At 34.0% G+C, this 12,822-nt stretch carries 14 protein-coding genes; 4 read left to right on the top strand and 10 right to left on the bottom strand.

Annotation, left to right across the window (positions count from 1 at the left end; translation table 11 throughout):
• Positions 1–65: 65 nt before the first annotated feature.
• Both H7350_RS07385 and H7350_RS07380 read left to right on the top strand, forming a co-directional pair.
• On the top strand, positions 66–827 hold the full coding sequence (locus H7350_RS07385; RefSeq protein WP_204345260.1) for an MBL fold metallo-hydrolase: 762 nt from the start codon (positions 66–68) through the stop codon (positions 825–827).
• Between the two features lie 11 nt (positions 828–838).
• Positions 839–1,342 carry a hydrolase gene (locus H7350_RS07380; RefSeq protein ID WP_204345259.1) on the top strand — a complete coding sequence of 168 codons (504 nt, stop codon included), beginning with the start codon at positions 839–841 and terminating at the stop codon, positions 1,340–1,342.
• Position 1,343: 1 nt separating this feature from the next.
• Here H7350_RS07380 and H7350_RS07375 read toward each other — a convergent pair whose 3' ends face one another.
• The 7 genes from H7350_RS07375 to H7350_RS07345 form a co-directional block, all read right to left on the bottom strand.
• Entirely contained in the window at positions 1,344–1,877 is a 534-nt protein-coding gene (locus H7350_RS07375; protein WP_204345258.1) for a GNAT family N-acetyltransferase, read from the bottom strand.
• A gap of 2 nt (positions 1,878–1,879) precedes the next feature.
• A complete protein-coding gene (locus tag H7350_RS07370; RefSeq protein ID WP_204345257.1) occupies positions 1,880–2,428 on the bottom strand; it encodes a hypothetical protein in 549 nt (182 codons plus the stop codon).
• Between the two features lie 4 nt (positions 2,429–2,432).
• Positions 2,433–3,074, bottom strand: a complete 642-nt coding sequence (locus H7350_RS07365; RefSeq protein WP_204345256.1) for an alpha/beta hydrolase — start codon at positions 3,072–3,074, stop codon at positions 2,433–2,435.
• A 6-nt stretch (positions 3,075–3,080) separates the two neighbouring features.
• Positions 3,081–3,413: a hypothetical protein gene (locus H7350_RS07360; protein WP_204345255.1), complete on the bottom strand. Its 333-nt coding sequence runs from the start codon at positions 3,411–3,413 to the stop codon at positions 3,081–3,083.
• A gap of 3 nt (positions 3,414–3,416) precedes the next feature.
• Positions 3,417–4,670, bottom strand: coding sequence for a dihydroorotase (locus H7350_RS07355; RefSeq protein ID WP_204345254.1), 1,254 nt, complete (start codon positions 4,668–4,670; stop codon positions 3,417–3,419).
• Complete coding sequence (locus tag H7350_RS07350) at positions 4,667–6,592, bottom strand: BatA domain-containing protein (RefSeq protein WP_204345253.1); 1,926 nt, start codon at positions 6,590–6,592, stop codon at positions 4,667–4,669. The genes H7350_RS07355 and H7350_RS07350 overlap by 4 nt, the downstream gene beginning before the upstream one ends.
• Before the next feature lie 79 nt (positions 6,593–6,671).
• The gene (locus tag H7350_RS07345) at positions 6,672–7,679 is read right to left on the bottom strand and encodes a glycosyltransferase family 2 protein (RefSeq protein WP_204345252.1); all 1,008 of its coding nucleotides are present in this window, start codon (positions 7,677–7,679) and stop codon (positions 6,672–6,674) included.
• Positions 7,680–7,781: 102 nt separating this feature from the next.
• Here H7350_RS07345 and H7350_RS07340 point away from each other — a divergent pair, with 102 nt between their 5' ends.
• Positions 7,782–9,674, top strand: a complete 1,893-nt coding sequence (locus H7350_RS07340; RefSeq protein ID WP_204345251.1) for a M61 family metallopeptidase — start codon at positions 7,782–7,784, stop codon at positions 9,672–9,674.
• A gap of 35 nt (positions 9,675–9,709) precedes the next feature.
• Here H7350_RS07340 and H7350_RS07335 read toward each other — a convergent pair whose 3' ends face one another.
• Complete coding sequence (locus H7350_RS07335; RefSeq protein WP_204345250.1) at positions 9,710–10,474, bottom strand: TIGR02757 family protein; 765 nt, start codon at positions 10,472–10,474, stop codon at positions 9,710–9,712.
• Positions 10,475–10,566: 92 nt separating this feature from the next.
• On the opposite strand from H7350_RS07335, the gene H7350_RS07330 reads away from it, so the two are divergent.
• Positions 10,567–11,016, top strand: coding sequence for a hypothetical protein (locus tag H7350_RS07330; RefSeq protein WP_204345249.1), 450 nt, complete (start codon positions 10,567–10,569; stop codon positions 11,014–11,016).
• A gap of 10 nt (positions 11,017–11,026) precedes the next feature.
• Here H7350_RS07330 and H7350_RS07325 read toward each other — a convergent pair whose 3' ends face one another.
• Together H7350_RS07325 and H7350_RS07320 are read right to left on the bottom strand one after the other, a co-directional pair.
• Positions 11,027–12,052 carry a hypothetical protein gene (locus H7350_RS07325; RefSeq protein ID WP_204345248.1) on the bottom strand — a complete coding sequence of 342 codons (1,026 nt, stop codon included), beginning with the start codon at positions 12,050–12,052 and terminating at the stop codon, positions 11,027–11,029.
• A 60-nt stretch (positions 12,053–12,112) separates the two neighbouring features.
• Entirely contained in the window at positions 12,113–12,775 is a 663-nt protein-coding gene (locus H7350_RS07320; protein ID WP_204345247.1) for an ABC transporter ATP-binding protein, read from the bottom strand.
• Positions 12,776–12,822 lie beyond the last annotated feature (47 nt).

Raw genomic sequence — 12,822 nt, 5'->3', positions numbered from 1 at the left:
GGTATTAAAATAGCAGGTCAAACTAAAAAAATAAGTTTTATTTTTGCAGCAAAATTAATTAGGAGTTGAAAGTTACTTTTTTAGGTACAGGTACATCGCAAGGTATTCCAGTCATTGGGAGTGATCATCCTGTGTGTTTGAGTAAAAACCCTAAAGACAAGCGTTTACGTGTTTCTGTACTTGTAGAGTGGGATGATTACAGCTATGTTATTGATTGTGGTCCAGATTTCAGACAGCAAATGTTAAGAGCAAATTGTCATAAAATTGACGGAATTGTTTTTACTCACGAGCATGCCGATCATACTGCTGGATTAGATGATATTCGTCCGTTCTATTTCCGTCAAGGCGATATTCCATTCTATGCGCACAGACGTGTTTTAGGAGAGTTAGAAAAGCGTTTCAACTATATTTTTACAACAAAAGATAAATATCCTGGAGTACCGAGTGTCATTCAGAATGAAATTAAAAATGAGCCTTTTCTCCTCGGAAACTTGCAAGTCCTGCCTATAAATGGCTACCACCATAAACTTCAGGTTTTTGGGTTTCGCTTCAAAGATTTTGCCTATCTCACAGATATGAAAACTGTTGCTGATGAGGAGATTGAAAAACTTAAAGGCGTAAAAGTTCTTGTCGTAAATGCGTTACGTGAAAAAGTACACCTGTCTCATTTTAACCTGGATGAAGCATTAGCTTTTATAGAGCGAGTGCAGCCTGAGCGTGCTTATTTAACACATATTAGTCACTATTTAGGATTTCATGATACAGTGCAACAAAGTTTACCAGAAAACGTTTATTTAGCTTACGATAACTTACAACTAGAACTATAAATATTATTAAGATGAAGCAAAGAATTTTTATGTACCTGTTTATTTTTACATTATTACTGGTCATTTTTCAGTTTGTAAACTCAAAAAACATCATCGAAAATTATGATGAACAACTAACGAGTTATAAAGCCACAAATACACAGCTTAAAGATTCGCTTCGTATTATGCAGGACGATAAAGTGGAGGATATGTATACGTTTAGATTTGATACTAATGATGATGCAATGACGTATTGGGAAAAACGAGGATTTCGGATTTCAGAATTTGTTCCACTTATTGAAGACGGATTGATCAGCTTAAATGACTACGATACTGAAGATCACCCATTAGTGCCATTTGCATCTATGTCTGGTGAAAAAATGCGTATAGATCAAATTAGAATGTTAAATCATAAATGGATCATCATTAATTTCACCGATGGTAAATACTCTGGAGAAATGCTTTTAGCTTACGATATGGACGATAAAGGAAATGTCACTTTTAAAGAGTTAGGGTCTTTATTATATCAGCCTTAAGCTATTCTTTTTGGCTTTCCCATTGTGCTTTTGAAATACTAAAGACATAAAAGGATTTTACCTGTTTTTCGAAAGTCATACCATTTCTTCTTGCTACAAGTTCTGAACCTATATTATCGATGTGCATCATCGACATAAGGTTATCTGTAAATTCATGTTCAAAGCAATAGTTCTTACATTTTATAGCCGCCTCTAGAGCGTAGCCCTTTTTCCAGTGTTTGGGACATATAGAATATCCGATTTCCAGGCGTTCTTCCTCATCAACAGTTTGTACTAAGAGTCCGCATTGTCCAATAAATTCACCAGTGTTTTTATCGATAAGTGCATTCATGCCTCCAAGACCATTGTCATATCTATGGAATACTTTATTGAACCAAAATTCACATTGTTCGAAAGGGGATAGATTTTGGTCTATACCAAGAAATTTAGCTACATGTTCTTCTTCAAACAGTGGTAGCCATAGCTCGAAGTCTTCTAAGGTAACTAACCTAAAATTAAGACGCTCGGTGTGTTCACCTGTGAGAAGATATTTCATTTCTACTCGTTAATTATGGTAAAGGAGTCAATAAACGCATCAACTTTGGCATCAGGTATTCCTAAATAGGTAATGGTATACACCCGGTTTGATGTCTTAAACACTTCACCTAATATCATGCCTTTGAGTCCATGTATTGTTGCATTTTCTTTTGGTTGGAGTACAAAGTAAATGCCTTCTAAATCTCCATTACTGACAGGTTCCTTAAAATCTAATTCAAAATTAGCAGACATTTGATAGGTGTAATTAGAGACAGCCTGTTCTAGAAATTCTTGATTAGGCATAGCTTCAATCATGTCTCCTGGATAATCAAAATATTCTACTGAGAAAATCTTATTAGTGCCTAGAGTTGATCTGTACGCATACACTTGAAATTCTTTAAAGCCGATTTTATTCTCATGTACACTTAAAAGTGGTTCAGTTGGAAATTTAGCAACAAATTTTCCTTGTTTAGACGCATAAGCACCTGAGGTGGTTTTGTAAATATCACTGTCATTTTTACAAGATAAAAGTGCTGTAAAACAGAGTAATGCGAGTAGTTTAATCTTCATAATACTATAATCTATCTTCTAACCAACTTCTAAAACCATAGAAGTTTTGTGGTGCTACGCCATGTCCTACAGGAAACTCAGAATACGTGTGTTTGATGTGTAACTGATCCAAAAATTTTGGCGCTTTTCTAGCCCAATCCACTGGAATAACCTGATCTTGACTTCCGTGAGAGCAATAAAAATCCAAATGTGAATAATCCTTATCTGTTAAATTATCAGCAAGCATATCCTCACTTATGTAGCCGCTCAGAGCGATTATGTTTTTTACTTTTTCAGGATAACTAAGTGCCACGGCATAACTCAAAATAGTACCTTGACTAAAGCCCAAAAGTGTCACATTTGTTTTATCTACAGGGTATTCGGCACAGGCTTCGTCAATAAAGGCAGCAATATGATCTCGCGATTCTATAGCTTGTTCTACATCATTCCATTTGTTTTGTTGAGCATCAAAATTTATGGCATACCAGGCATTTCCATAAGGTTGCATTGGATGAGGAGCACGAACTGAAATTATAAATAATTCTTCCTGTAATTCTTGAGCAAATGAAAATAAATCATTTTCATCACTTCCATAGCCATGAAACATAATGAGAAGTGGTGCATTATCCTTTAAACTGGAAGGTCTGGTGATGTGATGTAATGTCATATGTTATTAAGTTCCGATATTAGAAAACCATTTTTGAAATAACGGACCAATAACTGGTACCGTTTGTTGTTTGCCTAAAAATGCCATAAAAAAACCATAGAGAATTAAGGTGCCAAAAATGCCCCAAAGCCATAATCGCAATGTCGAAGAATCGTAATTGCTAACACTTATGGCACAGATGAGATAAAATAAAAAGATACCAAGGGCTTGTCTTACATGAAAGCTAGTAAAAGGGTTTTTCTTGTCTGCATTGAGGTAGTAGGCGATAAGTGTTCCAAAAATTGGAATGTAGCTCACACAGGCTAAGGTTTTACCGTCTTGTATTGTCTTATCTGTCATGACTTATTGTATTACCAATTGATTATTAGCAATAATTCCGTAAACATTACCTTTTAGGTTGTGACCTTCAAACATAGCATTTTTTGACCTTGAAAACATGTGATCTTTTGTAAACGTATAAGTGCTGTTTGGGTTAAACATGGATAAATTTGCTGAATTGCCAACAGCAATAGGAGTGGTGTCCATAGCATAGCGCTCTCTACCATTGGTGAGCAGTTCTACAGTTTTCTTTATCGTGAATATTGAATTTAAGGCACCAAAAGCACTCTCTAATCCGATTGTGCCATATTTTGCATAGTCAAATTCTATTTTTTTGTCTTCGATATCTATAGGATTATGATCGCTCGTAACCATGTCAATAGTACCATCTTTTACTCCTGAAATGAGCGCATCGATGTCTTTTTGCGTTCTTAAAGGCGGTAATACTTTGAAGTTGGTATTGAAGGTCTTTAAATGCTCATCAGTATATATCAGATTATGAATAGCAACACTGCAACTTACATCAAGTTTCTTCTGTTTTGCAGCTCGAATTAATTCTACAGATTTCGCTGTAGAAATGGTTGGAATATGAAGTTTGCCTTCTGTATACTCTAAAATAAATAAATCTCTTGCTACTTGTAACTCTTCTGCTAGTGCTGGATTTCCTTTTAAACCTAGCGAAGTGCTTGTTACATTTTCGTTCATCACACCTAATCCGCTAATTTTTGATTCCTGCGGAAATGAGCATACCAAACCTTTAAAGTTACTTGCATACTGTAGTGCCAACTTCATTAAGTTAGGATTAGCAATCGGATGCTGGTAATCATAAAAGGCTACGGCTCCAGCGGTTTTCATGTCAAACAACTCTGCCAAGTCGGTACCGTCACTGTGTTTCGTTAAAGCGCCAATAGGATAGAGGTTAACGGCATGTTTCTCAGCTTTCGATTTTAAAAATGAAATATCAGCATACGAATCAATGACAGGGTTGGTATTTGCATTGACGGCAACTGCAGTAAATCCTGATTTGGCAGCTGTATCGAGGCCATTTGCGATAGTTTCACGTTCTTCATATCCTGGTTCTCCAAAACTCACGCTACTGTCAAACCAACCTTGAGATACATGAAGATTATCTCGTCTGATTTCTTTATAGTTTTTCGGATTTTGAATGCGTTTTGAAATCTGAGAAATTGTTCCTTTTTCTATTAGAATATCAACGGTTTGATTGTGAAAATCGCTTTTAGGGTCAACTATTGTGGCAGATTTTACAAGTACGTTCATTTTAGAAATTTTAATATGAGCATTTCAATGATTAAGAAAATCACTGCAAAAATAACAAACCATTTCCATAGTTCGTTAACATTAGTTGCACTTTTGATATCACTAATGGCAGAAGCTACCGAATTATTAACAGTTGTATTTACAATATCCTGTGTGTCAAAGTAGTTCAGATTGCTTTCACTTCGGTTAAAATTAAAACTTAGATTTTTAAGAAAAGCATCTTTATTTTTTACCGAAATAATTCCAGCCACATCAGGATAGGTGTTAGTAATGAGCTCTACTTTATTATCATAGGTTTGCTGTAGTGGTATTACCGAGTGTTCGCCATTTACTAAGGTAAGTATATCGTCTTGCTGTAGTTTCGTCGCAATGTCAATTGTATTTTGCTCACCAATAGTATAAAATAAGTTACCAGTTTTTAAACTTTGTTTCCCAATATTGTAAAGAATTGGAACAATAAGTGGCGAATTTTTAAAGTTTGAATTTTTAGTGTCTAATGCTGCGGAAAAGCGATATGCATTTCCAGACTGCGATAAGAATGACATTCCGTCTTCAAAGCTCAAAATTGATCCAACAGAATTTGATGAATTGGCATAAAATGAATTTACTTTCGGATACTGAAAATTGCTAACACGCTTGTCAAATACATTGCTCAGTAAAGGATGCGAAAAGTGTATTGTCGTAATTTTTTTCTCTGCAATATTAGAGGTGCTGAAACTAGAAAACCCGTACAACGTAAATAACTGATTATAATTATCTAATCTTGCATCACTTGAAGGAATAATTAATATGCTTCCGCCGTTGTCTGTAAATGATTTTAAAGTGGTTGTCAATGAATTTGGGATGTCTTTTAATTCATTTAAAACAATTAAATTTTGCTGCTCAAGTACATTGTAATTCAAGGCGTTGAAATTGGTTGACATATACTCAAATTCGTCACTTGTATAGATCTTTTTTAGAAAGTTGTCGTCGGCTTCATTGATAGCTAAAACGTTAATTTTTTCACGTTGATCAATATTAAAATATAAGGTATTGTCATACTGAAGATTGCGATCATCTACAACAATTTTTCCGTTAAATACAGCGTTTGCAGGAATAGTAAAATTTGTAGTGGCTTCATCAGTAATTGATACTGCTGTTTTTGCTATGAGTTTAGTGTCATTAAATAGAGAAACAGGCAATGTTTCTATTGCTTCACCTTGATTTTTAATACGTACAGTGAGTTCTAAATTTTCAACTGTAGTTTTTGAAATATAAACAGAATCTACTGAAATATTATTTTGATTAGAAGGTTTGAGTTGTACCAGTTTTATATTTACTACACTATCATTTAAGTTTGTTAACGTTTCCTTTTTTTGTTGGAAATCTGATACTATGACTAAATTTTTTATAGCACTTTCATCTTTTGAAAACAGCTTTTTTCCTTTTAAAACTACGGCGTCATAAGCCAATTGGTTTGGCGAATGTTGCAATTGTATCAAGTCATTTTTTATAGCTTTTACACTAGTATTATTAAAGTTGGCATTGTTGGTAAAAATCGAAATTTGTTCATTCTCATCAATATTTTCAATAATATCTTGTATGGCCGAATTTAGCAAGCTTCCATTAGAACTCGGCGATTGCATACTAAACGAATTATCCAAATAAATAACCGTTTCACTTTTGGTGTTGAAGCTGTCCGAATTAGATATATAAGGCTGAGCAAAGGCAATGATAATACATGCTAATAATAATAGTCTAGTTAGTAAGGTTAGCCATTTTTTTAGCTGAGAACTTTTACGAGTTTGAATGGTTAGTTCTTTTAAAAACTGAACATTAGTGAAGGGAACACTCTTAAATTTTCGGAGTTGAAATAAATGTATAATAATTGGAATGACGAGCAGAAATAATGCGTAAAGAAGTTCTGGGTGTTTAAACTGCATTCCTAGTATTGGGATTGTTTGTGTTAAAAATCAAATATAGAAAATGATATGCGATTAGTTGCTTTTGCTTTTGAGAATTTTAACAAAAGAAAAAATAATCTTGCATAGCGCTCATTCCTTGATTTTTTAGATATGTTTTTATTTCCAATTGCGATTCGTTATTAGCTACTGTTACAATGGTTTGTGGATTGCTTAAGGTTTTTAAATGCTCGAAACCAAAAAGCTGTTCATCATAAATATGTTTTCCTATTTTTTTTGGGTTATCACAAACCCATATAAAAGGAACTTGTTTTTGCTTTAAAAGTTTGGCTACTCTTTTTCCTTTTTGACCAGCGCCCCAAAGTATTAGTGGCCGAGATGCATTATAATCCAGTTCTAAAAAATAGTCCACTTTAAGTTCTAAAAAATGATTTTCAGTATAGTGTTTATCGGTTCTTGAAGCTCTGGTACTATAATCTCTCCAATAATGCAAGCACTTTTGAGATGGGATGCATTTGATGTTATGTTTATAAAACCGAAATGTCAAATCATAATCTTCAGGATACCGATTGGGAGTAAAGGCATTACAGGCTAATAAATCATCACGATGAAGCATCCAGCAAGGTGAAGGGATCACACACTCTTTGTAGATTTCTGAGTAATTTTTACCTTCACGAGTTAAGGTATTGAGCCAGGCTTCATACTTTGCATAACCTTCTCCGATACCATCTGCGCTAAAGTATTTTACTAGTCCGAGAGCGACAGTTTGCCTACCATGTGATTTCAAGTTCTTGAGCATAGTACCAAGTTTTTGAGGATGCATTATATCATCGCTGTCCATTCGAGTTATATAAGTTCCGGAACTTTCAGAAAAGGCTAAACGTAAGGCTTCAATGATACCATTACCCTTATTTTTAAAGAGTTTGACACGTTTATCTTTTTCCGCGTAAGCGCTAACAAGTGTATAGCTATTATCGGTAGAATGATCGTCAACGATAAGCAGTTCCCAGTTTTGATGCTCTTGTGCTATCACAGAGTCTAGGCACTCTTCTAGATAGTGCTCTGTGTTCTTAAACGGAATTAGAATACTTATGGTGTCTTGATTCATGGCATAAAAATAACCTTTTAACAAAACCTTAGCTATATAAGTTATAACAGATTGTAGTTTTGTGCGACAAAAACTAAGATGTTAATCCCTTTATAATTACTAATGACTCGTATTTTTTTAATTTTCGTTCTTGGAGTTTTGCTAATAGCATGCGGTTCGTCTAAAGTTGTTCAAAATGATTTGGCAACGGCAATTCCTATTTCAACAGCTATTAATTTATCAGAAGTAGTAAACGATAAAGCGCCAGTAATGATTAATCCTGGGCGATTTACACAAGACACTGTGGTATACAGAATGCCAAAGGTTATTCAGGGGTTTTATGAGGTTAGTGATTTCGGAAAGTTTATTGAGGATTTTAAAGCCTATGATTATAATGGCAATGAAATGGCAACAATTAAGCAAGATGTAAATTCATGGACTATAGCTAATGCGACTCAGCTTGATGAGATTAAATACTGGGTTAATGATACGTATGATCAGGAAAAATCAGGTCGTTTTTCTGGTAATGAAATTCCGTTTTCTCCAGGAGGCACAAATATTGAAGCTGATAATTATGTTTTAAACCTACATGGATTTATTGGGTACTTTGACTCGCTAAAAGACGCTCAATATACTTTAAATGTTACTGCGCCTACTCACTTTGAGCGTACATCTGCACTTCAAGAAACAAGTAGTACAATTAGTGTTGATGGCACACAAAAAACGACATCATATTATGCGCCACGCTATTTTGACATTACAGACAATCCTATGATGTATGGCGAATTAGATGTAGAAGAATTTATGGTAGGTGACATAAAGATTGTTTTAAGTGTTTATTCACCAAATAAAGTACATACAGCCACTAGTTTGAAAGAAACGGTGTATAAAATGATGAAAGCTCAAAAATCGTATTTAGGTGATATTGATAGTACTTCGCGTTATGATATCTATTTGTATTTGTCTGATGAAAGTGCTGATGCACCAAGAGGCTTTGGAGCACTAGAGCATCATACATCAACTGTAGTTGTGTTGAGAGAGCGATATAATAAAGAAGAATTGGCAGCATCTGTCATCGATGTTGTGGCTCATGAGTTTTTTCATATTGTAACACCACTTACTGTGCATTCTGAAGATGTGCATTATTTTGATTATAACGATCCAAGCTTTTCAAAACACTTATGGATGTATGAAGGTGTGACCGAATATTTTGCTCAACATTTTCAGGTTTATGAAGGTTTAGTAGATATACAGACCTACTTAACAACCATTGAAAAAGAAATCAATTACGCTAAGTATTATGATGATACTATGAGTTTTACTGAAATGAGCGAAAAAATTATAAGTCAGCCTTATGCTGCAAATTATGCTAATGTGTATCAAAAAGGAGCACTTATAGGCATGTGTTTAGATATTTTATTGCGAGAAGAAAGTCATGGTAATCGAAGTATGTTATCATTAATGAAAGAGTTATCTCATACATATGGCATAGAAAAACCGTTTGAAGATGATACCTTAATTGAAGAAATTACTGCTATGACCTATCCTTCGGTTGGAGTATTTTTAAAAACACACGTCGTTGGTGGAACACCAATAGATTATAATACATTTTTTGATAAAGTAGGTGTTCATAAAGCAGATTTACAGGTTGAGTGTTTGTATATGGAATCTGGTGAAGGTGTGATTTTAGAAGCTGATAAAGACAATAGAACAGTATTTTTTAATGATGCTGTAAAAGGAAATAGTTTTTGGGTGGAGCAAGGCGTTTTGGCTAATGATGTTTTGTTATCTGTCAACCGAATTAAGATAATTCCAGAGAATGCTAATACTATGATACAACATATGTATAACTGGGAGCCAGGCGATGATATTGAAGTTGTTATTGAGCGTAACGGAAAAACTATGGATATTAAAACCAAGCTTACTAAAGCGTTTACAACGGTTAAGGCCTTAACCATAAACAAAAATGCTACAGAGGCACAAGTTAAGTTGCGAAATGCTTGGTTACATAAGTAAACTTAACACAGTTATATTGTGTCTGTGCTAGGACTTTAAAACCCTTCAAAAACACCTAAACCAAATAGAGCAAAATCATATTTTACTGGGTCTTTAGCATCCAGTTTTCGAAGCGCTGTATCTAGTTCGATTAAAGCTTTACCATCATTTTGTTTGCGTTTAAGAAGCTTTAATTTTCTGGCAACATTTCCAGAGTGTACATCTAAAGGACAAGAGAGAAGTGCAGGAGAGATGCTTTTCCAGATACCAAAATCAACACCATTTTGATCTTGCCTTACCATCCAGCGTAAAAACATATTGATACGCTTAGCTGCCGAGTTTTTTAACGGATCGCTCACATGCTTTTTGGAGCGTTCTAAATGTTCTATTTCAAAAAAATAATGTTTAAACTCATGTATCGCATGCTGAAGTGTGTCTTTTTTTGCATGTTTTAAAAACACTGCTTCAAGTCCGTTATGATTGGCGTATAAGTGCTTTAAACTCTTGACAAACTGAATAAAATCGTCACTATTAAAAGTTCGATGTACAAAGCCATGAAACTTATCGAGGTCGTTGGCATTGTGATTCATGATAAAATCATAAGGAGCTTGATCGAGGAGTTGCATCATTTTATGCGCTTTAGTAATAATACTTTTTCGATTTCCCCAGGCAATGGTTGCTGTTAAAAATCCGGCAATTTCAATATCTTCTTTTTTTGAAAATTGATGCGGAATTTGAATAGGGTCACTTTCAATAAATCGAGGATGATTGTATTGTTCTACTTTGGCATCGAGAAACTCTTTCAGGTCTTTTTGGTTCAAAAGGTAGTTTTAAAATGGAAAACAAAGTTAGTGTTCTTTCATTCTAATTACAATGAAACTATTATTTTTGAGGGTAACATCAATATTAGCTTATGAAGTATAAATTGTTAATTGTCGTTCTTATGGTATGTATATTAAGTGCTTGTCAACGTTCGAAAGATAAAACGCAAGACGCCATTAGTGCTGAAGTTGTTGAGAAATCGGAAACCGAATTTGTTGAAGCTATTTCTGAAGATAATAACAAGAATCTGGTGTCTAAAGTTCAGTTATCACAAGAGTTATTAAAAAAAGGGCTTAAACCACTAAAATATACCATTAAGGATAATCCTGCAGGCGGAAACAATAACTTACTAACGTTATCTATCAGTTTTGAAAATGATTTTAATAAGATTCTTTATATTAATATTTTAGATGAAAACGGATTAGAAACAGCTCGTGCTAAACTGGAAGTTAAAGGAGAAAAAGGTCATGCCGATTATTTCGATGTTATGTTCAGGAAGGATGTTGAAATTAAAGCAAAGAGCTCAATTTTAGTGGAGTAAGCTTTGGGTCTTAAAGTTTAATTCCAAATTTAAATCCGAGTGACACATTAAAGTTGGAATTTTTTTGATAAGCCTCTAGATTGCTTTTGCCAAAATAATCATGATGTCCAATATCTAGATAGCTATGTAAGTTTCTATCAAAAAAGATATTTGGATTTTTAATGTCTTTTAATCGTAATCCAAAACCGCTATAAACATCAAAATACAGGCGTTTTCCAACAGGAAAATTAAAGCCATATTTTAAATTAAAAACTGAAACAGCTTTTTGAACAATAAAATCTTCTGTTCGCGTATAGCTGATATCTTCATCGGTTATGAGGTATTGTATATCATCTGTAAATTGATGACTTATAAATCGCGCTTCTAGTCCTAAATATTCGTTTATCCTCGGATTTTGAGTGAGATTAAAACCATTGTAATATTTTATTTCTAAGCGTTGAGAATGTCCTTTGTTTTCAACCAATTCATTAGTAGGATTAACTCTAAAACGTTGTGTGAAAATCGTTCCGTATTCTAAGCTGACACTAAAATCATCTAATATAAAATACTCAACACCAAGTGTGAGCATTGGGTCTGAAGTGATATCAATAGCCCTCAGCGGTGAGGTGTACATAAAAACATCATGTTGACGAAACGGACTAATTTTAGAATTAGAAACAACAAAGTTTTGAGTGGTAGTATCTAATTCAAAATGTATGACATTTTTATAAGTAAATCGCTTATTGCTATTGGCATCGATAAGCATTCCGATACCATAATTAGTAAGTATATTAAGATAGTAATAGGTTGATTTTCTACTTTTAAAACTAAAATCAGATTCAGTTTCGCTGTTAAAAAGACTGAATTTTAAATCGTCTTTTGAGCGTTTCGGAAAAACCGTTAAGTAATTTTTTTCTAAGCTCAATGTGTCATTATCAAAAACTAAGGAGGTGTTTTCTGGCACAAATATTTTAACTTTAGTAGTTTCAGAATTGTACAGGGTTGCACAAGACTGTAGTAAAAGAACACTGATAATAATACGGTAAATATGTTTCAAGAAAAGGTATTTCTATTTAGATAAGAAAAACACAAAAAGGTTGCGTGTTGTGGTTATTAATTAGTCAACAATTTTGCCGTCAACCATGGTGAGTTTACGATCTGCCATATCAGCTAGGTCTTCATTATGTGTAACGATAACAAAGGTTTGACCAAATTCGTCACGTAGCCTGAAAAATAAATTGTGGAGGTTTTCGGCAGATGCACTGTCTAAATTTCCAGAAGGCTCATCGGCAAAAATTAAATCAGGATTATTTACAAGTGCTCTGGCTACAGCGACGCGTTGTTGCTCTCCGCCTGATAGTTCATTAGGTTTATGATTGTAGCGATGAGATAAGCCTAAAAAGTCCAGCAATTCTTTTGCTCTTGCTTCGGCTTGTACTTGCGACTTTCCGAAGATATAAGCAGGAATACACACATTTTCTAAAGCTGTAAACTCAGGTAATAACTGATGAAACTGAAATATAAACCCTATATGCTCATTTCTGAATTTAGCTAAGGCTTTATCTCCCAATTGCGGAATAGATACATCATTAATTTCTAGCTGACTTGAAGATTTGTTTTCTATTTGATCTAAGGTGCCAAGTATTTGAAGTAATGTGGTTTTACCAGCACCAGAAGCACCAACAATAGAAACGACTTCACTTTTTTTAATATCGAGATCTACACCTTTTAATACATGTAAATCACCATAGTATTTATGGATGTTCTTAGCTTTTATCATAACATGAAATGAATTTCGAAAATACTACTTTAAAATGAATAATGGTA

Source organism: Psychroserpens algicola, from assembly GCF_014526325.1.
In the GTDB taxonomy this organism is placed as follows: domain Bacteria; phylum Bacteroidota; class Bacteroidia; order Flavobacteriales; family Flavobacteriaceae; genus Psychroserpens; species Psychroserpens algicola.
Note: the sequence above shows the minus strand (reverse complement) of the source record. Positions and strands in the feature narration are given on the sequence as shown.

What these genes read in the sequence shown, in the direction of transcription:
- H7350_RS07360 (WP_204345255.1), bottom strand. Translation starts at nt 3,413, where the DNA reads ATGACAGATAAGACAATACAAGACGGTAAAACCTTAGCCTGTGTGAGC.
- H7350_RS07345 (WP_204345252.1), bottom strand. Translation starts at nt 7,679, where the DNA reads ATGAATCAAGACACCATAAGTATTCTAATTCCGTTTAAGAACACAGAG.
- H7350_RS07340 (WP_204345251.1), top strand. Translation starts at nt 7,782, where the DNA reads ATGACTCGTATTTTTTTAATTTTCGTTCTTGGAGTTTTGCTAATAGCA.
- H7350_RS07365 (WP_204345256.1), bottom strand. Translation starts at nt 3,074, where the DNA reads ATGACATTACATCACATCACCAGACCTTCCAGTTTAAAGGATAATGCA.
- H7350_RS07355 (WP_204345254.1), bottom strand. Translation starts at nt 4,670, where the DNA reads ATGAACGTACTTGTAAAATCTGCCACAATAGTTGACCCTAAAAGCGAT.
- H7350_RS07380 (WP_204345259.1), top strand. Translation starts at nt 839, where the DNA reads ATGAAGCAAAGAATTTTTATGTACCTGTTTATTTTTACATTATTACTG.
- H7350_RS07375 (WP_204345258.1), bottom strand. Translation starts at nt 1,877, where the DNA reads ATGAAATATCTTCTCACAGGTGAACACACCGAGCGTCTTAATTTTAGG.
- H7350_RS07350 (WP_204345253.1), bottom strand. Translation starts at nt 6,592, where the DNA reads ATGCAGTTTAAACACCCAGAACTTCTTTACGCATTATTTCTGCTCGTC.
- H7350_RS07320 (WP_204345247.1), bottom strand. Translation starts at nt 12,775, where the DNA reads ATGATAAAAGCTAAGAACATCCATAAATACTATGGTGATTTACATGTA.
- H7350_RS07330 (WP_204345249.1), top strand. Translation starts at nt 10,567, where the DNA reads ATGAAGTATAAATTGTTAATTGTCGTTCTTATGGTATGTATATTAAGT.
- H7350_RS07370 (WP_204345257.1), bottom strand. Translation starts at nt 2,428, where the DNA reads ATGAAGATTAAACTACTCGCATTACTCTGTTTTACAGCACTTTTATCT.